At 42.0% G+C, this 21,194-nt stretch carries 20 protein-coding genes; 8 read left to right on the top strand and 12 right to left on the bottom strand.

From position 1 onward, the window contains the following. Positions 1-413 (top strand): DDE-type integrase/transposase/recombinase (locus HMPREF3106_RS09615; RefSeq protein ID WP_246827483.1); only part of this gene is annotated, 413 nt, incomplete at its 5' end. A 162-nt stretch (positions 414-575) separates the two neighbouring features. On the opposite strand, the gene guaA is transcribed toward HMPREF3106_RS09615, so the two are convergent. The 6 genes from guaA to coaA form a co-directional block, all read right to left on the bottom strand. Then, positions 576-2,129, bottom strand: coding sequence for a glutamine-hydrolyzing GMP synthase (gene guaA, locus HMPREF3106_RS00705; RefSeq protein ID WP_049554759.1), 1,554 nt, complete (start codon positions 2,127-2,129; stop codon positions 576-578). Positions 2,130-2,658: 529 nt separating this feature from the next. Beyond that, positions 2,659-3,393 carry a MerR family transcriptional regulator gene (locus HMPREF3106_RS00695; protein WP_049554761.1) on the bottom strand — a complete coding sequence of 245 codons (735 nt, stop codon included), beginning with the start codon at positions 3,391-3,393 and terminating at the stop codon, positions 2,659-2,661. Positions 3,394-3,629: 236 nt separating this feature from the next. Further along, the gene (locus tag HMPREF3106_RS00690; RefSeq protein ID WP_160313172.1) at positions 3,630-3,980 is read right to left on the bottom strand and encodes a methyltransferase family protein; all 351 of its coding nucleotides are present in this window, start codon (positions 3,978-3,980) and stop codon (positions 3,630-3,632) included. A gap of 325 nt (positions 3,981-4,305) precedes the next feature. Further along, the gene (locus tag HMPREF3106_RS00685) at positions 4,306-4,500 is read right to left on the bottom strand and encodes a helix-turn-helix transcriptional regulator (protein ID WP_005607997.1); all 195 of its coding nucleotides are present in this window, start codon (positions 4,498-4,500) and stop codon (positions 4,306-4,308) included. 6 nt (positions 4,501-4,506) lie between these two features. Next, positions 4,507-4,836 carry a hypothetical protein gene (locus HMPREF3106_RS00680; protein ID WP_005607999.1) on the bottom strand — a complete coding sequence of 110 codons (330 nt, stop codon included), beginning with the start codon at positions 4,834-4,836 and terminating at the stop codon, positions 4,507-4,509. Positions 4,837-5,238: 402 nt separating this feature from the next. Next, positions 5,239-6,162: a type I pantothenate kinase gene (gene coaA, locus HMPREF3106_RS00675; RefSeq protein ID WP_070443767.1), complete on the bottom strand. Its 924-nt coding sequence runs from the start codon at positions 6,160-6,162 to the stop codon at positions 5,239-5,241. Positions 6,163-6,340: 178 nt separating this feature from the next. On the opposite strand from coaA, the gene mvk reads away from it, so the two are divergent. Genes mvk through fni form a run of 4 tightly spaced genes read left to right on the top strand, consistent with a single transcriptional unit; the run spans position 6,341 to position 10,495 of the window. Next, complete coding sequence (gene mvk, locus HMPREF3106_RS00670; RefSeq protein ID WP_070443764.1) at positions 6,341-7,312, top strand: mevalonate kinase; 972 nt, start codon at positions 6,341-6,343, stop codon at positions 7,310-7,312. Continuing rightward, entirely contained in the window at positions 7,312-8,334 is a 1,023-nt protein-coding gene (gene mvaD, locus HMPREF3106_RS00665) for a diphosphomevalonate decarboxylase (RefSeq protein WP_070443761.1), read from the top strand. Before mvk ends, mvaD begins: the two co-directional genes overlap by 1 nt. 4 nt (positions 8,335-8,338) lie before the next feature. Further along, on the top strand, positions 8,339-9,418 hold the full coding sequence (locus HMPREF3106_RS00660; protein ID WP_070443758.1) for a phosphomevalonate kinase: 1,080 nt from the start codon (positions 8,339-8,341) through the stop codon (positions 9,416-9,418). A gap of 12 nt (positions 9,419-9,430) precedes the next feature. Beyond that, positions 9,431-10,495, top strand: coding sequence for a type 2 isopentenyl-diphosphate Delta-isomerase (gene fni / locus HMPREF3106_RS00655; protein ID WP_070443755.1), 1,065 nt, complete (start codon positions 9,431-9,433; stop codon positions 10,493-10,495). A 249-nt stretch (positions 10,496-10,744) separates the two neighbouring features. Here the strand turns inward: fni and HMPREF3106_RS00650 are convergent, their stop codons facing one another. Continuing rightward, positions 10,745-11,731 (bottom strand): YeiH family protein, encoded by a 987-nt coding sequence (locus tag HMPREF3106_RS00650; protein WP_246827482.1) that lies wholly within the window; start codon positions 11,729-11,731, stop codon positions 10,745-10,747. A gap of 242 nt (positions 11,732-11,973) precedes the next feature. Between HMPREF3106_RS00650 and HMPREF3106_RS09590 the strand changes: the two genes are divergently transcribed. Further along, positions 11,974-12,168: a hypothetical protein gene (locus HMPREF3106_RS09590; protein ID WP_210384817.1), complete on the top strand. Its 195-nt coding sequence runs from the start codon at positions 11,974-11,976 to the stop codon at positions 12,166-12,168. 51 nt (positions 12,169-12,219) lie between these two features. Here the strand turns inward: HMPREF3106_RS09590 and rpiA are convergent, their stop codons facing one another. The 5 genes from rpiA to HMPREF3106_RS00620 form a co-directional block, all read right to left on the bottom strand. Beyond that, entirely contained in the window at positions 12,220-12,888 is a 669-nt protein-coding gene (gene rpiA, locus HMPREF3106_RS00640; RefSeq protein ID WP_005608021.1) for a ribose-5-phosphate isomerase RpiA, read from the bottom strand. Positions 12,889-12,965: 77 nt separating this feature from the next. Next, a complete protein-coding gene (gene uvrA, locus HMPREF3106_RS00635; protein ID WP_070443752.1) occupies positions 12,966-15,809 on the bottom strand; it encodes an excinuclease ABC subunit UvrA in 2,844 nt (947 codons plus the stop codon). 63 nt (positions 15,810-15,872) lie between these two features. Then, entirely contained in the window at positions 15,873-16,637 is a 765-nt protein-coding gene (locus HMPREF3106_RS00630; RefSeq protein ID WP_005608024.1) for an exodeoxyribonuclease III, read from the bottom strand. 105 nt (positions 16,638-16,742) lie between these two features. Next, positions 16,743-17,948 carry a sensor histidine kinase gene (locus HMPREF3106_RS00625; protein WP_005608026.1) on the bottom strand — a complete coding sequence of 402 codons (1,206 nt, stop codon included), beginning with the start codon at positions 17,946-17,948 and terminating at the stop codon, positions 16,743-16,745. Continuing rightward, positions 17,935-18,627 (bottom strand): response regulator transcription factor, encoded by a 693-nt coding sequence (locus HMPREF3106_RS00620; protein ID WP_039849301.1) that lies wholly within the window; start codon positions 18,625-18,627, stop codon positions 17,935-17,937. The genes HMPREF3106_RS00625 and HMPREF3106_RS00620 overlap by 14 nt, the downstream gene beginning before the upstream one ends. 190 nt (positions 18,628-18,817) lie before the next feature. On the opposite strand from HMPREF3106_RS00620, the gene HMPREF3106_RS00615 reads away from it, so the two are divergent. Together HMPREF3106_RS00615 and HMPREF3106_RS00610 are read left to right on the top strand one after the other, a co-directional pair. Continuing rightward, complete coding sequence (locus HMPREF3106_RS00615) at positions 18,818-19,642, top strand: lipoate--protein ligase family protein (RefSeq protein WP_083281556.1); 825 nt, start codon at positions 18,818-18,820, stop codon at positions 19,640-19,642. A 127-nt stretch (positions 19,643-19,769) separates the two neighbouring features. Further along, positions 19,770-21,122, top strand: a complete 1,353-nt coding sequence (locus tag HMPREF3106_RS00610) for an HD domain-containing protein (RefSeq protein WP_070443749.1) — start codon at positions 19,770-19,772, stop codon at positions 21,120-21,122. Positions 21,123-21,194 lie beyond the last annotated feature (72 nt).

The raw sequence follows: 21,194 nt of genomic DNA, 5'->3' as shown, positions 1-21,194 counted from the left end.
TATATTTATCTTCCATTATGGATTTACATAATGGGGAAATCCTTGCTTATACAATTGGTTCAAAACAAGATACAAAGTTTGTATTGGATACTTTAAATCAAATTGATTTACCTAAGGATGTTCTATTACATAGTGATCAAGGCAGCGTTTATACTTCTGCTGAATATTACAATTTATGTAAAGAAAAAAACATTATCCGCAGTATGTCCCGTAAGGGGACACCCGCAGATAATGCACCTATCGAAAGCTTCCATTCTTCGCTAAAGTGCGAAGATTTCTACATAAAAGATGAAGTAATAACTTCATCTTCTATTGTAATTCAAATTGTAGAAAATTACATCAAATATTATAATGAAAATAGAATCCAACAAAAATTGGACTACCTGTCTCCGGTTGAATACCGGAGACGGTAGCCCTAGGGTGTTTTTATTAAATTCTCACTTTTTGGGGTCAGTCCCGAAAATTCTGGTGGGGTTTTTGGTGGGGAACCAATCGATTTTGATTGATTTTTAACCTTTTATAATAACCGAAAGTGCTGTTAAAACAACCATTTCACTTCAAATCATGTTTATAAATCATTCCCACTCAATCGTAGCCGGCGGTTTGCTCGTGATGTCGTAGACGACGCGGTTGACGTGGGCTACTTCATTGACGATGCGGGCGCTGATGGTTTGAAGCACTTCCCAAGGAAGGCGAGCGAAGTCACTGGTCATGCCGTCGATACTCGTTACGGCACGGATTCCGATTGTGTAGTCGTACGTTCTGCCGTCTCCCATCACCCCTACGCTGCGGATTCCTGGAAGAACCGTGAAGTATTGCCATACGTCTCGTTCTAGGCCGTTTTTGGCGATTTCTTCTCGTAAGATGGCATCAGATTCGCGGACGATTTCAAGTTTTTCTTCGGTCACTTCCCCAAGAACGCGGATTCCAAGCCCTGGTCCTGGGAATGGTTGGCGCCATACGATAGAGTCTGGCATGCCAAGCGCTGTTCCCAAAGCGCGCACTTCATCTTTGAAGAGCGTGTTCAGCGGTTCGATCAGTTCGAATTGCATATCCTCTGGAAGTCCCCCTACGTTATGGTGAGACTTGATCGTTTGCGCGGTTTTCGTTCCGGATTCGATGATGTCTGTATAGAGCGTTCCTTGCGCAAGGAAATCCACGTCTGTGAGTTTTGCTGCTTCGTCGTCGAATACGTACACAAACTCATTTCCGATGATTTTTCGTTTTTGTTCAGGGTCGTTCACGCCTTTTAGTTTCGATAGGAAACGTTCCTGAGCGTTCACGCGAATAATATTGAGGCCAAATTTACCAGAAAGGCTCTCCATCACTTGGTCGCCTTCCCCTTTACGAAGCAAGCCGTGGTCTACGAAAATACAGATGAGTTGGTCGCCGATTGCTTTTTGCAAGAGAACTCCAACCACACTAGAGTCAACTCCACCAGATAGCCCAAGTAGGACTTTCTTATCGCCTACTTTTTCGCGAATCTTCGCAATTTCCATTTCAATAAAGCTGTCCATTGACCAGTCACCTGTTGCCCCACAAATATCGAACACGAAGTTACGAAGCATGTCGTTCCCGTGAATACTGTGGCGCACTTCTGGGTGGAACTGTACGCCGTAGATGCGACGTTCTTGGTTTTCAAAAGCCGCAAATGGCGTGTGCGCATTCGAAGCCGTCACGCTGAAGCCTTCCGGAATCGCAGTAATACGGTCGCCGTGGCTCATGAGTACCTCTTCCTCTTCAGCTAACCCTTTGAAAATGCCTGAAGTCGTGTTGAAAACATCGACTTTCGCAGAACCATATTCACGCGTTGTAGACGATTCTACCTTCCCACCGAACAGATGCGTTGTCAGTTGCATCCCGTAGCAAATCCCAAGCACTGGAATTCCCAATTCAAAAATCGCAGGATCCACGGTAAAAGCATCCTCTGCATAAACGCTATGTGGTCCCCCTGAGAAAATAATCCCTTTTACGTTGCCACGTGCCTTAATTTCTTCGGCTGTAATGTCGTTGTGTAGCAACTCGCTGAACACACCGAATTCACGAATACGGCGCGTAATCAACTGGTTGTACTGACTTCCGAAGTCGAGCACGATAATCTTTTCTAATGAAGTGGTTTGAGCTGTCATAAGAGGCCTCCTTAGTTTTAGTTCTTTTTCATTGTAACAGAAAAGCCCGAAAATTACTTAAAAAACAGAAATTTTTGTTCGGATTTTTTAACCCCATTTTCCGCGTCACACCAAGCTTTCATGAAAATATATAAATTAGTATATAACGTGTACACTCGCTACTCTCTCCTTCCAGAAACATTGTCACATCAACGTTTCTAAGTGTTGACACTCTGTTTAAAAATTGTGTTTTTAATTTTTGAAAAGTAGCATATATGCTACTTTTCTTTTTTACAAAAAAAGAAAAGGGGCTTACCGTCTCTTTCCGTATACGCTTAACAGTGCACATCATCGGTAACTCTTTTGACAAAACCTCCTTAGTTCTTTCAATGTTGTTTACAGACCACATACGAAACTTCACTAAGGAGGCTTGTTTTCTATTATCAGACTGCGAAGCTTTTTGATTCGTGACCAATCCAAGGTTGCATTAAAAAACAAAAAACAGTAAATCCTCTTTTGATTTACTGTTTCTTGTTAATGATTTTTTATCCTATTTTTCTTTCACATATTCCTGAATGGCATCGCATATATACTGTGCTGTTCCATCACCGAATTGATCTAAGTTGTTTTTAAATTCTGCATTTTGAACATATCCATACCCAATGTTTGAAAATACATCGATTGGGCATTCGAACGAGTATTTGCAAATATGTTTATGAAGTTTCTCTGCTAAATCTATATTTTCTTTAGATGTTGCGCTCATTCCATTTGACCTATTTTCAGAGAAAGCGAAGAATATTTCATTAAAACCATCCGTCAATTCTTGTTCCTTTCCCTTTTGTTTTTCAATGGCTTCTTCAATAACTTCCTTCCCGTACATATCGATTGCAGTTTGCTTGTATTTTTGATTATCTTGGTATGTAAACCCATTAAATTTTTCTTTTGTTGACATTGTAATTTTCCTTTCTTCATAATCAATCGTTTTCCGTAATGTTTCCATCAATGTTAAGAGTCTCTCGTTTTCCTTTTGCATTAAGGTCAACTGTCTTTTCAAGTGAGTTAGTAGTTCGGTATCATCTTTTGCCATTAGTGATTTAATTTTTTTAATTGGAAATCCTAAATATTTGTAAAAGAGTATGGTTTGTAAACATGCCATATCTTCTTCGGTATAACACCTATATCCATTCTCTGATTTTTGGGGAGATAATAACCCAATCTCATCATAATGGTGCAACATTCGTACTGACACACCACTAATCTCACTTGCTTTTTTTATCATGTACATGTATCTACCTCCTAACAATTTACATTCTAAACCATGACACAATGTTATAGTCAACACTTATTGCAAAATATTTTTTTAATTATAACTCACTGCCTTTTATAGCTTATCTTTAGATGTTTCTAAAAGTACTTTTCGGATATTTCATTTCAGATTTAATTAGAACCCAAAAAAACTCCATCCATTAGACATGCTATTGGATGAAGTTCAGGAACCTTCTACAAATATGTTTAGTTTGGTTACTTAATTTTCTTAATCGGAATCCATCGATTCACTCTCGCGCAATAGTCCTTATAGGCTTCTCCGTGCAGTTCGTAGAGCCATTTTTCATCGGTAATACGAATCACGACGGTTAATAACACCCACTGAATCGGAATAAGAAGTAGTAACCACACATTATGGATGGTTAGGGTAATCCCGATGCTGCTGAGCCACCACGAAAAGTAAATTGGATTGCGAGTGCGCGCGTAAATTCCTGTTGTCTTGAGTTCGCTAGTTTGGATACTTGTGCTAATAAACGACTTCACCCCGCTGAGCCACTGAATTCTCGCTGCAACGAACATTAAGAGGAAGCCAATCAGATAAAACAAATCTTTAAAGCCACCCTTTAACAGTCCGCTCTCGAGCACTGACTGACTCAGCAGCAAACCCGTCAAATTCGGCACAAGGATAGTTATGTATATGTAAGGCGCTGCTCCATAAGTCGGTATTTTTTGATGTTTTTTTTGATCACTTTTTAAGTACATGTTCTCACCTCATTATTAAAGAAACCATACTATAAGCTACAATTTTTCACCTACATTTTACCACTACTATTCCGCGTTTTAAACAGGATTTTTAAGGATTTTACAAAAAAAGAGATTCCCCCACAAATAGGAATCTCTCTTCATTTATTGAGTATTCAGTTATGTCTTTTTAGTCCTCTAACACAAAAATCTCTTCAACATTGAGCTGGAGTAACCTTGCAATCTTCATTGCAAGTTCAAGGGTAGGATTATATTTATCATTCTCAATGGCAATAATGGTCTGTCTGCTTACACCCAATGTTTTTGCCATATCCTCTTGTCGCAATCCTGCTGCTTTTCTTAGCTGTTTTATATTATTTTTCATATGCCATCACGCTTTCTGGAAAAAATACACGCCAACAGCCAATACCACGATAACAGCGACAACTGCTAGAATGACTCCTTGAACAAGTTTATTTGGTTCTTTATACTCTTCATCACCAGCAATCATATTGCGTTTCATTGCGGTTTGAGCAAATCCTTGCACACTTACAGATAAGAGCAAAATCAAGCAAGGTAGCATTTCAAGTTTGCCACCACTAACAAGTGCTTGATAGATATTAAATCCTGTCCATGCACATAAACCCAAAAGCGCTGTTTTATAGCCCCACGCCTCAGAACGCAACTGAATATCTCTGTCCATTTCATCCATCTTTTTCATGGCTTTGTTCCTCCAAATTTTCGTAATAATGTCAAGAGCTCTTTACATTTAAAATTATACTCTCCTACCTAAAAATGTCAAGAGGTTTTTACATTTTATTTTTGCAATGAACATAGATGTACTCTTTCTTACGATTCCCCGTACTCTTACTAAGAATCCCGTACCGCTTCACCTACTAAAACAGTGGCACAATTTTTTGTAAAAAAATAATCGATTACGAAAAATCAAGCGGATTTTATAATCGCAGTAATGGGGGATAGCAACCAATGTGAATTACTGACTCTAGGGTGAAACCCGTAGAGTCAGTTTGAAGCTTGGTAGAGGTTGAGACGTAGGCTCAATCCGGTGCCCCATTACAGTGATTATAAAAAAATCCGCAAGGATTTTAAGTAATCGATGTACCTAATATTTTTTAATTTGCACAAAATCAATGTGATGTCCCACTGTTTTATGGAGGATGAAGTCGGCGCGGGTTTTCGTTGGTAAGATGTATTCTTTAAGGTTCTTCAGGTTAGTCTTCTTCCACACATCTTTCGCCATCGCAATCGCATCCGCACGATTCCCAATCGCATATTGATAGTAATAGTTATCTGGCTGTGATTTCGCACGGTCCATCAACAATTCGAAACGCTCCAAGTACCATTGCTCAATCAGCGTGGCATCGGCATCTACGAAAATCGACCAGTCGAAGAAATCACTCACGTAAATTTCACGATTGGGCGGCAGTTGCAACACATTAATCCCCTCTACAATCAAGATGTCGGGCGACTCAATCGTCTGCACTTCCCCTGGCATAATATCGTAAATCTCATGCGAATACACCGGCGCAGCCACGCTTGGATTTCCGGTCTTCACTTCGAGTAAGAAATGAACGAGAGCTTCCATGTCGTAACTTTCCGGGAATCCTTTACGATCCAAGATGCCACGCTGAATTAATTCTTTTGTTGGAAGCAAGAATCCATCCGTTGTCATCAGCGCCACTCGTTTATTTGGGTAGCGTTGTTGTAGCATCGTTTGCATTAAACGAGCCGTTGTACTCTTTCCGACAGCCACACTTCCTGAAACCCCGATAATAAACGGCACGGTTTTCTTCTGTTGATTCAGGAATTGTTGCTCCTCGGTATGTAATTCAATATGTTTTTTAAAATATACATCAAAATAATCCAGCATCGGCACATACACTTCTTGCACGTCCTGTAGGGAAATGCGGTCATTTAATGACGTTAAGTGCGCAAGTTCCGCGCTTGTCATCGTGAATGGATGCATGCCTTTATATTGGCTCCACTCACTTCTTAGAATCTGATAATACGTCTCGTTTTCTCTCAACGGATTCGTCTCCTTCAGTTACAGGTTTACTATTCTTGAATTGTACCATAAGTAGCACACTGTTTCTATGATTCATTTCTTTATAATCTTAAGTTTTTCCCATGAAATCAGCATGCTTGTTTATGAAGAGTAACGAATCTAGTAGAATGTGAATTGAAAACGAAGAAAGGGATGTCGTATGAAACTACAAAAGGGAACAGGCCTCGCCAATGGAAAAATCATTTTAGCCGGTGAACATGCTGTCGTCTATCATAAACCAGCCATTGCACTACCCATTAATGCGGTGTTTGTGAAAGCCGATATCGTCACTGCAACCAAAGGGCAAACGATCGAATGCGAATTATATTCAGGGGACCTTCAAAGCATGCCCGCTTCAATGGCAGGATTGCAGTTTGCGATTCAAAAAGCATTTTTACTTGCCTCTTCAAAAGAAGTCACGAGTCATGCTTTTGTCCTCTCCATCGAGTCAACGATTCCAGCGGAACGAGGCATGGGATCCAGCGCTGCAGTAAGTGTGGCGGTCGTGCGTGCCATTTTTGATTTTTTCAATACGCCTTTATCCGATGCCACTTTATGGGACATCGTACAGGGAGCTGAAACCATTTCGCATGGCAATCCAAGCGGTGTCGATACAGCTACAACAAGCGGCACTCGTCCGGTCTTTTTCCAAAAGGAACAAGAACTTCAAACGCTTGAGCTGGATATGCCAGCGTATCTCGTCATTGCGGATTCAGGCGTCACCGGGAATACGAAGCAAGCGGTCCATCATGTAAGTACTTTGCAAGAGCGCATCATCGACCCTACCACTAACGAAACTGGTTCAGACGCAGTTCAGTCGATTGGCGCTATCGTTCAAGATACTAAGACCGCTATCGAAACAAAAGACCCTCTAAAACTCGGCCAGCTGATGAATTCAAATCACGACCGCCTTAAAAAATTAGGGGTTTCGCATGATATCATTGAAGCCCTCGTCAGTACAGCTCACGAAAATCATGCACTCGGGGCAAAAGTCACAGGTGGTGGCTTAGGTGGTTGTATGATTGCCCTTGTAGCTACAGAGACCGACGCCCTTCATTTACAAGAACAATTCATGAAAAAAGGAGCGCAAGCGGTCTGGATTCAGTCGCTCGCCAAAAAGGAGAAGAGCTAATGACCACATCGATTGGAATTACGCGTGCGCATACGAATATCGCGCTCATTAAATATTGGGGAAAAGAAAATAAGGAGCTTTTCATTCCGATGAATAGTAGCCTCTCTTTAACTCTTGAAGCTTTCTATACCGATACAAAAGTCGAACTTTCAGATGCGTTAGCTGAAGACGAGTTCTATCTTAATGGCGCCAAACAAGACGAAGCAGCGACCGCTAAAATCACGCGCTTCTTAGACTTATTCCGCGCTGAAACGGGAGATACGCGTCGTGCTCGTGTCGAAAGCCTAAACTTTGTCCCAACTGCAGCAGGTCTTGCGAGCTCTGCTTCCGCCTTTGCTGCACTGGCTGGGGCAATGAACGAGGCTACTGGTCTTCATATGCCTGCCCAACAATTATCGACTTACGCGCGTCGTGGGAGCGGTAGCGCAACTCGTAGTCTCTTTGGCGGATTTGTCGAATGGAATAAGGGAGACTCCAACGAGAACAGCATGGCGATTCCCGTGGACGATGCAAACTTTGACATCGGGATGATTATTATCGTCGTGAGCGCGGCCGAGAAGAAGATTTCAAGTCGTGCCGGCATGGAATTGACCGTTTCTACTTCTCCATTTTACGAAGGTTGGGTCACTTCAGCGGCAACCGATTTAGCCGATATCAAAGAGGCCATCAAGGACCGCGACATTCATCGCATCGGCTCTATTGCGGAATTTAATGGCATGAAAATGCACGCTACGATGCTAGCAAGTAACCCTCCATTCTGTTATTTTGAACCGGAGAGTATTATCGCCCAACAAACGATTCGCACGATTCGAGAAGAACGAGGTATTCCGGCCTACTTCACGATGGATGCTGGTCCAAACGTCAAAGTCATCTGCAAGGCAAGTGATATTCCTGCGATTCTGGAAGAGCTCGGCAAAGTATTCCCGAGTGAAAAACTCATCCCTACGCTTCCAGGAGAAGGCATTCGCACGCTAACGGAAGACGAATGGAACACTTCTCGTGCAGCTTTCGAAGGGAAGTGAGCGCGTGACAATTACTTCAAAAGCTCCAGGTAAACTCTTTATCGCTGGAGAATATGCGGTTGTCGAACCAGGTCACGGCGCTATTGTCGCAGCGGTGTCGCGCTATTTAACAGTTACGATCGATGTAACTACTAGTGTAGGAACACTAACCTCTACGCAAAATCCAGACGTGATTGTGGAATGGACTCGCGAAGGAGAACTGTTCCAAGCAAAAGGAGAACATCCCTATAAACTAGTCGAAGAAGCGATTCTTGTTGCAGAACAATATGTTCGGGAATGCGGCACGCCAACAAACGCACTCTACTCGCTTTCGATTACGAGTGAACTCGATGACGCTAAGAGTGGCATTAAATATGGACTCGGTTCGAGTGGTGCCGTTGTCGTCGCAACGATTCAAGCCGTTCTTGATTTTTACAAGACTCCGCGTACGCCTCTACTCGTCTATAAGCTGAGTGTTTTAACGAATCTTCGCCTATCCCAACGTGGATCCTTTGGAGATATCGCCGCCTCTTCTTTTAGAGGAATGGTGTATTACACAAGCCCAGATCGAAGCGAATTACTCGTAAAATTACAAAGCCAAACGATCAAAGAAATTTGTGATTCCGACTGGAAAGACCTCACCATCGTTCGTCTTCCAAAAATCCCAGACTTCACCCTTTTAGTAGGATGGACGGGGCAAGTGGCTATCACCGATTCACTCATTCAAGCAACTGAAAAGAAACGGAAAGTGGCAACGGATAGCGCCTTTTACAAGGAATTTCTCAAAAAGAGTCACGCCATCGTTCAAGGCCTACAAAGTGCATGGAAAAATGAAGACATCCCAGCCTTACAAGAAGGCATCCGTGCTAACCGTGTACTCTTAAATCAATTTGCAAAAGTAATGCAGCTGGAAATTGAAACCCCAGCACTTCAAACTCTTTGCGACCTCGCAGAACAGTTTGGTGCCTGCGCAAAAACTTCAGGCGCTGGCGGTGGCGATTGCGGTATTTGCTTTACACAAAACGAAGCTCAACGACAACAAATTGAAACCAAATGGGCCAAGGCTCAAATTCAAGTGCTTCCGCTGACCATCGCTGAAGCCTAGTAAAGGAGATTAATGATGGATTTATTTCAACAACAAATGAATCGAAAGGACGAACATGTGGGTCACGCGAACCAGCAATACCGTGCGGCGAGTGCTCCCGAATTCGTGGAAACGCGCTTCGTACATCATCCCTTCACAACCGTTGATGTGGCTGATGTGTCATTGCAGACCAAGCTTGCTGGACTCACCTTTGACGTTCCATTCTTCATCAACGCCATCACGGGTGGTAGCCCACTCACGACTGCGTTAAACCAGCGCTTAGCCATCTTGGCTCGTGAAACAGGCATGGCAATGGCCACTGGTTCAATGAGTATCGCGATGAAATTTCCTGAAAGTGCGGAAAGCTTCAAGGTGATTCGCAAGGAAAATCCAAACGGTATCCTCTTCGCAAATCTCGGTGCGCATTACGACGCTGAAGCTGCTAAACGCGCTGTCGAACTCATCGAAGCCAACGCGATTCAAATTCACGTCAACCGTGCACAAGAACTCGTGATGCCAGAAGGTGACCGCGTCTTTAGCAATTGGCTTAAAAATATCGAAGAAATCGTCAAGACAAGTGCCGTTCCCGTCATCGTCAAAGAAGTCGGATTTGGATTTAGCCGCAAAGCCATCGCGCAACTAGAGAGTATCGGAGTGAGTGCCATCGACATTAGCGGTACAGGCGGTACGAATTTCGCCAAAATCGAAAACGGCCGTCGCAAGGAAGATAAACTCGATTTCCTAGAAGGCTGGGGCCAAACGACCTTGACGTCGCTCATGGAAGCCCAAGGAAGCCGCACCCCAATCATCGCTTCTGGCGGTGTGAAGACGCCACTCGACATGGCCAAATGCTTCGCGCTGGGAGCTAGCCTTGTTGGATTGTCTGGTGAAATGTTGCATCTCGTACGGAAAGACGACTCCCTTCCAGACGCAATCCATACGGTCCAAACCTGGAAAGAGCAACTGACAACGATCTTAACGCTTGTCGGTGCCGATAGTATTTCTAGTCTCCAACAAGCTCCTATCGTAGTCGCACCAAGCATCCAAAACTGGTGTGATGCCCGCGGGATTGATTGGAAACATCTTGCACAACGTTAGTTAAAACAAAAAGAGCTTAGGCAATGCCTAAGCTCTTTTCTATGTTTACGGGAAAAATAAATAATGGATTATGCGCAGTACGTAGAAGAAAATCCCCACAATCAGTAAAATGACCATCGCGACATGCACATACGGTCCTACTGGTGTGTTCACGAAGGCTTGTAGCGCTGGGAGTTTCGTATATAAAACAAAGTACAAGGCGCTAATCCAGAACCCGAGTCCTAATAATCTTTTCATGAGATGTCCTTTCTATAAAACGAAGTACTGCATGATTAAGCTAGAGACAGCCACCATAAACCAAGTTGCTAGACCCGTTAAGATTGGTTTTGCCCCTGCTTCTTGGAATTGTTTGAAGGATACTTGCATTCCGATACCGGCTAATGCCATCGCCATCAACCATTTAGACGCTAATTTTGCATATGGTACAAGGAAACTTGGGAATAAGCCCACGCTTGTAATAATCGAAGCGACCATAAACCAGATGATAAACATTGGCACGATTTTCTTCCATTGAACGCTTTGTCCTTCTTGTTTCATGCGACGAGCTTCCACTAAAGATAACACAATACACGCTGGAACAATCATCAACGCACGAGTCAGTTTCACAATCGTTGCGATTTCTAGGGCTTCTGCACTGTAACTTGCGCCGGCTGCGACCACGCTTGATGTATCGTTAATCGCTGTTCCTGCCCAAAGTCCGAACTGAGACGCGTCCATACCCATCATATGTCCTAAGAATGGGAATAGGAATACCGCCATTACATTGAAAAGGAAGATGGTTGAAATCGACAACGCTACTTCATCGTCTTCCGCCTTGATGATTGGTGAAGCTGCAGCAATCGCGGAGCCCCCACAAATCGCCGTCCCGAATCCAACAAGAATCTTCAATGGACGAGAAAGTTTGAAGAAGTTCCCTACAAATAATGCTGTTAAAAATGCAATGGAAATCGTCACAATCGTCACTGGGAACGATGACGCACCTGTTTGGCTCACTTGCGCAAACGACATTGTAAATCCAAGCGCGATAATGGAGTAATGTAATAATTTTTTCGCTGAATAATTAATGCCAGGTCTAAAATCACTTGGGATTTTCCAAAATTGGTTCAAGACCATCCCTAAAATAATGGCAAATACCGCACTTCCAATCACGGGGAATAAATCTCCAAGTATAACCGCGACAACTGCTACAGCAAAAGTACAAAGTAGCCCTTTTCTTTTTTCCATGAATGATGACATTTCATCAGATCCTTTCAATACTAAATCTTTACTAGTATAGCACAAACTGCCTTGTTTTTCTTACACAAATTGAAATGTCCTCCCTCTTTTTTGTCGTAAATAGGTATAAAAAATGAGACAACTTTTACGATTCGTGGAGAAATTTCCTTAAAAATGGTACAATCACGGCAAAAGCATCCAAAGAAATTCAAGACGCTTATGCTGTTGTTGATTTCTATAATTTAGATTCGGAGGAAATGAAGATGGCGGAACAAATGGAAAAATACGAAGAAGTCTATTGGAAAACAATCGAATATGCCAAAGAGACCGCTAGAGAAGCAGGCCTTAAAGAAGGTCAAGTTTTGGCATTTCTTAAAATGAATCTTCCTATCACAGAAATCATAAAGCACACCGGATTATCTGAAGAAGAGATTCAAAAAATTATAAATACACTATAACAAAACCCGCTTAGAATCACGTATCTGCGCTGACTCTAAGCGGGTTATTTTTTAGAATTGTTTTACGACAACCCCATCAGGAGTTCCTACAAGCACGATATCGGTCATGTTTGTGAAGAGGCCTTGCTCTACCACACCTGTCATGCCTTTAATTTTTTCTCCGAAAGCGATTGGGTCTTTAATTGGATACACATCCAAGTCGATAATGTAGTTTTTGCTATCGGTTAAGTAGCGTTCTCCGTCACGTTCGCGGAACGTTGGTTTGTATCCTAGCGCTTCAAAACGTTTGAATAATTGAAGCGAACCATAAGGCACTACTTCCACTGGTAATGGGAAACGACCTAAGTAGTCGACCATTTTTGATTCGTCTACAATCCAAATCACACTCTTTGATTGCTCGGCTACGATTTTTTCGAATAATAATGCACCGCCGCCCCCTTTGATTCCTGAAAAATCAGGAGCGATTTCGTCTGCGCCGTCAATCGTTACATCAATATAATCTACTTCATCCACGCTCTTCAGTGGAATTCCAAGCGCTTCTGCTTGTTTCTTCGTTGCTAAAGAAGTCGTTACTCCAACAATTTCAAGTCCTTCTTCTTTTACTCGTCGACCGATTTCTTCCACAAAATAGTAAGCTGTTGAACCAGTTCCTAATCCAACCGTCATTCCACTTTCTACATATTCTGCGGCTTTCTTGCCGACTAATTCTTTCATGTTCATTCAAGTTTCCCCCTGAGAAATGATCTATGTTGAGTATAGCATAACTAACTTCTTCAAACTATCTCTCTCGTAAATTTCTACTTCTTTTTATGAGAGGCAGCTGCTTCTAAAGCGCGTTTTAAATAACGACCTGTGTGGCTGTTTTTATCTTTCGCCACTTCTTCTGGCGTTCCTGTCGCAATAACAAGACCACCACCGCTACCGCCTTCTGGTCCCATATCAATGATATAGTCAGCGGTCTTAATCACATCTAAGTTATGTTCGATGACAAGCACGGTATTACCGGCTTCAACTAAACGATTCAACACTTCAAGCAGACGTGCGATATCGTCTGTATGTAGTCCTGTCGTTGGTTCATCAAGCACGTAGAAAGTATTACCTGTTGAGACACGTTGAAGCTCGCTGGCTAACTTCATCCGTTGCGCTTCTCCTCCAGAGAGCGTTGTAGCAGATTGTCCAAGGGTGACGTATCCTAACCCTACATCTTTAATCGTTTGTAATTTGCGTTTGATTTTTGGAACGGCTTGGAAGAATTCTACTGCTTCATCAACGGTCAATTGAAGAACATCCGCAATACTCTTTCCTTTGTATTTCACTTCGAGCGTTTCAGAGTTATAGCGCGTTCCGTGGCAGACTTCACACGGCACATATACGTCTGGTAGGAAGTGCATCTCGATTTTCAGGATACCGTCCCCTTTACAAGACTCGCATCGTCCACCCTTCACGTTGAAACTGAAGCGTCCTTTCTTATATCCGCGGATTTTCGCTTCGTTTGTGGTCGCAAATAAATCACGAATATCATCGAATACACCCGTATACGTAGCCGGGTTGCTTCGTGGGGTTCTTCCGATTGGGCTTTGGTCGATATCGATAATCTTATCAAGACTCTCAAATCCAGAGATGCTCTTGAACATCCCTGGTTTTTCCTTCGCACGTGTAATCTCACGCGCTAAGGCTTTCTTCAATACGCTGTTCACAAGTGAGCTCTTTCCAGAACCCGATACTCCTGTTACAGCGACAAAACGACCGAGTGGTACATCCACATCGATGCCGCGTAAGTTATTTTCCGCAGCGCCTTTTAAGTGGATCCAACCCTTATCTTCCCTGCGGCGTTCGCTTGGAACTGGAATATATTTTTTCCCAGCTAAATATTGACCGGTGAGTGATTTTGGATTCTTCTCCACTTCTTTTGGAGTTCCTGCAGCGATAATCTCGCCACCGAATTCACCCGCACCTGGACCGATATCAATCAAGTAGTCCGCAGCACGCATCGTGTCTTCGTCGTGTTCTACGACAATCAGCGTATTTCCTAGGTCACGCATGCTCTTCAATGACTCTATTAAGCGGTCATTGTCGCGTTGGTGAAGCCCAATCGAAGGCTCATCTAAAATATAGAGAACGCCCGAAAGGTTTGACCCGATTTGAGTCGCTAAACGAATCCGTTGCGCTTCTCCCCCCGATAAAGTTCCGGCAGCTCGGCTTAATGTTAAATATTGCAAGCCAACATTACGTAGGAATTTCAAACGAGAACTTACTTCTTTTAAGATTGGAGCTGCGATTTGCTCATCTGTCTCCGATAAGTTTAAGTCTTTGAAGAAATCAATCTCATCATCCACAGACAGAGAGAGAACTTCGCTAATATTTTTTCCGCCTACTTTGACAGATAAGGCTTGTTCGTTTAAACGGAAGCCATGACAAGTCTTACAAGCGGACTCCGTCATATATTGGCGCATTTGTTCTCTTGTAAAATCACTATTGGTTTCACGATAGCGACGTTCCACATTCACTGCCACACCTTCAAATGGGATTTCCACATCTCGGACTCCACCAAATTCATTTTCATGATGGAATTGGAAAGTAGCATCTCCGGAACCATACAGAACCATATTGACTTGAGATTGTGTCAATTTTTCAAACGGAATATTCATCGGAATCTTAAATTGCTCACAAAATTGGCTGAGCATCGATGGATAATAGTTGGAGCTAATAGGATTCCACGGAACAAGCGCTCCTTCTTCCAATGTCAAACTCTTATCGGGAACAATTAATTCCAAGTCCACTTCGAGTTTTGATCCAAGACCATCACATTCCGGACAGGCTCCAAATGGCGCATTAAAGGAGAAAAGACGTGGCTCTAATTCGCCAACTGTAAATCCACAAATCGGACATGAATGGTGTTCACTAAAGAGATGTTCTTCCCCACCAATCACATCGACAATGGCATACCCTTCCGCTAAACGGAGAGCTGCTTCAATCGAATCGAATAGACGTGAACGACTCTTATCACTCACCACGATACGGTCCACAACGATTTCGATATTATGCTTTTTGTTCTTCTCTAAATTCAGTTCTTCGGTAACTTCATGCATCTCGCCATCGACGCGCACACGTACATATCCATCTTTCTGAATTTTTTCAAAGACTTTTTTATGCTCCCCTTTCTTTTGAACCACAACAGGAGCAAGCACTTGAATTTTTGTTTTTTCGGGCATTTCCATCACACGATTGACCATCTGTTCGAGAGATTGGCTTTCAATCGGTGTTCCATCATTTGGACAGATTGGTTTCCCAACACGTGCATATAATAGACGTAAATAATCATTAATTTCTGTGACCGTTCCCACTGTTGAACGTGGGTTTCTAGATGTCGTTTTTTGGTCGATAGCAATCGCCGGACTTAAGCCATCGATACTATCTACATCAGGTTTGTCCATTTGCCCTAAAAATTGACGCGCATACGCAGACAGACTTTCCACATAACGGCGTTGTCCTTCAGCGTATAAAGTGTCGAAGGCTAACGAACTTTTTCCTGAACCCGATAATCCTGTGATCACGACAAATTGATCACGAGGAATACTCACATCAATGTTTTTTAAATTATGAGATCGTGCTCCATGCACGACAATATGGTCTTTTGCCATTTGAATACCTCTTTATAATTGATACATCCATTGTATCAAATTTTTGCAACACGAACAAATGTTCTACAATTCGATTTTCATTTCTACCGGACAATGATCGCTTCCGGTAACATCGCTTCGAATTTTTACTTCTTGAAGGAAGGCTGTTAGCGGTTGTGAAATCACAAAATAATCAATTCTCCATCCGACATTTCGAGCACGGGCTCCTCCCATGTAACTCCACCAACTGTAGGCTCCTAGCGTATCTGGATATAAGTAACGGAACGCATCCACCAAGTCATTATTGACGACTTGATCGAATTTTGCACGTTCTTCTTTTGTAAATCCTGCATTCATTGTATTTGTTTTTGGATTTGCCAAGTCGATTTCTTTATGAGCCACATTTAAGTCCCCACAGAAAATTACAGGCTTTGTTTCTTCTAGTTTTTTGATAAAAGCAAGGAAGTCATCTTCCCATACTTGGCGATACTCGAGGCGAGATAAGTCACGTTTCGCATTTGGAGTATATACCGTCACTAAATAGAACTTTTCGTATTCTGCTGTAATCACACGCCCTTCTTGGTCATGCTCTTCTATTCCAATTCCATATTCTACAGATAAAGGTTTTTCTTTCGTGAAAATGGCTGTTCCCGAGTATCCTTTTTTCACTGCTGAATTGAAGAATACCTCATATTCACTAAATTCCATTCCCAACTCTACTTGGTCTTGTTGCGCTTTTGTCTCTTGCAGGCATAAAATATCTGGATTGCTCTCTAACACATATTCTTGCAGCGCTCCTTTATTTAAAACAGAACGAATGCCATTCACATTCCATGTTGCTAGTTTCATCTTGATTCCTCCCTCATAATGTCTCTTGTCATAGTATCAACTCTCTCGCTTTTTTGCGAATAAAAATAACCGAAAAGGAAAGCACGTAGCCGTCCTTCTCGGTATTTATTTGTGATTTGTCATTTCTTTTAAAGATCCTTGGTTTTCAGTGGGTAGACAGACATAGAAACTCGTTTGTCCGTTTTCCGACTCGGCAAACATGATTCCTCCATGAGAATGCACAATGTTTTCCGCAATCGCTAACCCTAAACCTGTGCCACCTGTTTCTTTTGAACGAGAGCCTTCTGCACGATAGAACCTTGTAAAGAGTTGATCCAATACTTCTTTTGAAATCGGGTCGCCTTCATTTCTAACCGCGATGGTAATGACGCCCTCTTTCTTCAACACTTCCATTAAGATGGTTGAATTTTCATGACCGTATTTAATGGCATTCGATAACAGATTGTTAATCACACGTACCATTTTCTCAGCATCTAATTCCAGCACCACGTCACGGTTTTCTGAAGACACTTCGATTGCCATATGACGTTTTTGGGCTTCTAATTCAAAGTCCGCTGCAATTTGTTCAAGAAAATTCACAATTGGAATATCGTTCAGACGCAATGGAGCCCCATTCGGTCTACTCGTCGTGTATTCAAACAAATCATCGACAAGCAATTTCATTTGCTCGGCTTTTGAATATGCGATTTCTGCATAACGCTTCGCATCCTCCGTATCAATCTTGGGCTGATTCACAATCAAGCCTAAGTATCCAAGAATGGACGTCAATGGCGTCCGGATATCATGTGAGACGTTTGTAATCAATTCATCTTTTGACTTTTCGATAGCACGTTCTTCTTCTAGAGCGTTCACCGTCGAATCTACAAGACGATTAATACTATTCACAACTTGTCCCATATCCCCACTTAACTGGAATGGAATTCGTCTATCGTATCGTCCTTCCGCAATCAAATGCAGTTCATCTAAAATATGATTCAATTGCATTTGTTGATATCTTCGCATTAATCTCCAATAGGTAAATGCAATCGCAAAAATAATGGAAGTAATCGTGAAGATATTTTTATAGAGCAGCATTTGATCCGTGCCAATTTGTAACACATCTCGTGCTGAGAACTGAATCGAAATGATTCCCGGCTCATTCACTAACTGACTAATCATCACTAAGATACCTAGATAGAGTAGGAATACCACACAGAGAGTGACAATCCCCTCTAAAACCAGTTCACTGATTTCTTTACGCGTCAGTGTAAGAATGGTCGGTTCGTTTTTTGCTTTTCCAATTTGAAGAATCTTTTGTTTATTTGTCTTCAATTTTATAGCCTACTCCCCATACTGTTTCGATGACTTTTTCTCCTCCAGTGGCTTCAGCAATTTTATCGCGCAAGTGACTTACGTGTACCATTACTGTTTTTGTAGAAACAATACTTTCTTGTTGCCATACGGTCTCAAAAATTTCATCAGCGCTAAATACTCGGTTTGGATGACTCGCTAATAAGAATAAAATTCCAAATTCTAATACCGTTAATTGAATTTCTTTTCCATCAGAAGTAGTCACTTGATGCGATTCTTTTTTGATTGTTAATGGTCCGATAGTAATTTCTTCGTTTGCTGGACCTTCTTGAGTAATGGTCGAACGGCGAAGTAATGATTTCACACGGGCAATCACTTCTAGTGGGTTAAATGGTTTCGTCACGTAATCATCCGCCCCATTGGTTAATCCTTGAATCTTATCGATGTCTGTAGACTTCGCACTTAATAAAAGAATTGGTAATTGCGCATTTTCTTTACGCACTTCATGAACCACTGAGATTCCGTCTAGACGTGGCATCATAATATCCAAAATAATCATATCGATATCTGGATACATTTTTAATTTTTCGAGAGCTTGTTTTCCATCGTATGCTTTTACGATTTCATAGCTTTCATTTTTTAAATAAATGGTTAATAGTTCAACGATTTCGCGATCATCATCTACTACTAAAATTTTCATGGGCATTCCCTCTTTTCGTTCTTTTTTCAATTTTATCCTATAAAAAAAAACCTATTTATGCTAGTCATTTTTAAGATTCTTGAATTTTACTTAATAATTTCCTAAGAAACGGCTTAAAAACGGCATATCGGACGACCCCATTCTGAACTTTTGTTATAATAAAACACGAAGAACTCTAAAGGAGAAACCTATGACATCATCACCAATTCAACACCAGACCGTTCAACTGGTCGCTACTCAAATCGAAAAAACCACTTCACTAGAACAAATCTTGACTCCTTTTGCTCTAGATGAAACCATTATTCGCCATTTAACGAAAGAGCAAACGGGACCTTTCGTTCATTTTTGGACACTAGAAGATATTATTATTCTTGGAATGACCGATACAAAAGTCCCATTTCTAGAGGAAGGCTTAGATCGACTCCGCTTTCATGGATTTACTCCCATTGTCCGCCAAGCAGGAGGCCTTGCTGTCGTTAGTAACGAAGGGATCTTAAATATTAGCCTTCTTTTCAAAAACGAACAAATGCCTACAATCAATCAAGCGTACGAGTGGATGCAGCAATTAATTCAGCAAAGCTTCCCTGAAGCTACCGCGTTAGGTGGAATCAATGCATTTGAAGTCAGTGATTCCTATTGCCCTGGCGATTATGATTTAAGCATTCAAGGAAGAAAAATTGCTGGGATTGCACAACGCAGGTTAAAAGATGTGGTTTGTGTGTCCATTTACTTGAGTGTGTTTGGAGACCAACACTATCGCGGTCAAGTTGTTCGTGATTTTTATGACCATGCGATCCAAGGTCAAGAAACCAAATGGCATTTTCCAACGGTAAACGCCGATAGCATGTGGAATATTGGAGATGCTTTAGGACTCTCCCTCACGATTGAAGAAGTACAAATTCGCGTCTTACAAGCATTAACACAGATGGGTTGCTCTCTTGAAGAGACAAAAATCGACTTCACTCTCACTCCAGAATTCCAGAAAGCACTTGAGCGATTTATTCAAAGACAATGACCCTTCAAAAATAGCGTTATAAAGGCTTTTTTCAACAAAACCCTCTTGCATTTCCGCCGAAAATAGCATACACTGGAAGTGCTTATGATAACATTTCACAATCTAAACGAAAGAAGGAGTAAAACGAATGACAGAAGCATTCAAACGTGAAAAAGTATTTCGTGACCCTGTTCACGATTATATCCATGTGCAACATCCAATTATTCTGGAATTGATTAACAGCCGTGAATTACAACGACTCCGCAGAATTAAACAAACGGGCGCCTCTATGTACACTTTCCATACTGCAGAACATTCTAGATTCTCGCATTCTCTTGGAGTGTATGAAATCGCTCGACGCATTTGCGATAATTTCGCCAGAAATTACGCTACTCAAGAAGAAGGAGATGGCCTTTGGGACGATCGTAATCGCCTCGTAGTGCTATGCGCAGCTTTACTGCATGATGTAGGACATGGCCCATACTCTCATACCTTTGAGAAAATTTTCGACACAAACCATGAACAAATCACTATTGATATCATCTTGTCTGAAGGAACCGAAGTGAACCAGATTTTACGTAAAGTCTCTTCTACTTTCCCACAAGAAGTGGCCAGCGTGATTCAAAAAACACATCCAAATCCTCAAGTGGTGCAATTGATTTCAAGCCAAATCGATGCAGACCGTATGGACTACTTGCTTCGTGATGCTTATTTCACAGGGGTAAATTACGGAACCTTTGACCTTACGCGTATCCTCCGTGTAATTCGTCCGTATAAAGGCGGCATTGCATTTACGTATTCAGGAATGCACGCGGTGGAAGATTACATCGTGAGTCGTTATCAAATGTACATGCAAGTATATTTCCACCCCGTTTCACGTGGGATGGAAGTCGTATTAAATCACCTATTAAAACGCGCTTCGGCTTGCTACAACTCAGAATCAAATCCTTTAAAACACTCTGCAACATTCTTAAAACCTTTCTTTGAAGGAACTTGGACATTGGAAGATTACTTACGCCTCGATGACGGTGTATTAAATACGTACTTCTCTCACTGGCTCTTAGAAGAAGATGCGATTTTAAGTGACTTATCCGACCGTTTCATTAATCGTCGTCCATTTAAATCAGTGCCATTTAACCGCATCAATGATGGCGCAAAAGTCGACCGAATGAGACAAATCGTGGAAGCCGTTGGGTTTGACCCTGAATATTACACTGCGATTAACAACAGTTTCGATTTGCCATATGATTTCTATCGTCCAGATTCTATTAAGCCAAGAACACAAATCGAACTCGTAGAACGCAACGGAAATATGGTCGAGCTTTCTCAAGTCAGCTCGATTGTAGAAGCCATTTCTGGAAAGGTTCGTGGAGACGAACGCCTCTACTTCCCTCGTGAAATGGTCACACGCGACATGCAAAACGAACTCTTTATGGACGACTACGAAGAGTTTCAAACGATCGCTGCACAATTAGACGTGTTTTCAAATCAGATGAAATAACAGGATGTGAGCAATCGCGTCTAGAAATGGAACGTTGAACCGGAACGCCGGAAGGGACTCGGAACGAGTCGT

It is taken from the genome of Granulicatella sp. HMSC31F03 (genome assembly GCF_001807725.1).
Taxonomy (GTDB): Bacteria; Bacillota; Bacilli; order Lactobacillales; family Aerococcaceae; genus Granulicatella; species Granulicatella adiacens.
The sequence above is the reverse complement of the archived record's forward strand: the minus strand, read 5'-3'. Positions and strand labels throughout refer to the sequence as shown.

Coding starts and splice junctions, on each gene's coding strand:
- HMPREF3106_RS00620 (WP_039849301.1), bottom strand. CDS start 18,627: ATGAAAATTTTAGTAGTAGATGATGATCGCGAAATCGTTGAACTATTA.
- guaA (WP_049554759.1), bottom strand. CDS start 2,129: ATGACAGCTCAAACCACTTCATTAGAAAAGATTATCGTGCTCGACTTC.
- uvrA (WP_070443752.1), bottom strand. CDS start 15,809: ATGGCAAAAGACCATATTGTCGTGCATGGAGCACGATCTCATAATTTA.
- HMPREF3106_RS00695 (WP_049554761.1), bottom strand. CDS start 3,393: ATGTACATGATAAAAAAAGCAAGTGAGATTAGTGGTGTGTCAGTACGA.
- HMPREF3106_RS00685 (WP_005607997.1), bottom strand. CDS start 4,500: ATGAAAAATAATATAAAACAGCTAAGAAAAGCAGCAGGATTGCGACAA.
- HMPREF3106_RS00615 (WP_083281556.1), top strand. CDS start 18,818: ATGACATCATCACCAATTCAACACCAGACCGTTCAACTGGTCGCTACT.
- mvk (WP_070443764.1), top strand. CDS start 6,341: ATGAAACTACAAAAGGGAACAGGCCTCGCCAATGGAAAAATCATTTTA.
- HMPREF3106_RS00630 (WP_005608024.1), bottom strand. CDS start 16,637: ATGAAACTAGCAACATGGAATGTGAATGGCATTCGTTCTGTTTTAAAT.
- HMPREF3106_RS00610 (WP_070443749.1), top strand. CDS start 19,770: ATGACAGAAGCATTCAAACGTGAAAAAGTATTTCGTGACCCTGTTCAC.
- fni (WP_070443755.1), top strand. CDS start 9,431: ATGATGGATTTATTTCAACAACAAATGAATCGAAAGGACGAACATGTG.
- mvaD (WP_070443761.1), top strand. CDS start 7,312: ATGACCACATCGATTGGAATTACGCGTGCGCATACGAATATCGCGCTC.
- HMPREF3106_RS00680 (WP_005607999.1), bottom strand. CDS start 4,836: ATGAAAAAGATGGATGAAATGGACAGAGATATTCAGTTGCGTTCTGAG.
- rpiA (WP_005608021.1), bottom strand. CDS start 12,888: ATGAACATGAAAGAATTAGTCGGCAAGAAAGCCGCAGAATATGTAGAA.
- HMPREF3106_RS00650 (WP_246827482.1), bottom strand. CDS start 11,731: ATGTCATCATTCATGGAAAAAAGAAAAGGGCTACTTTGTACTTTTGCT.
- HMPREF3106_RS09590 (WP_210384817.1), top strand. CDS start 11,974: ATGGCGGAACAAATGGAAAAATACGAAGAAGTCTATTGGAAAACAATC.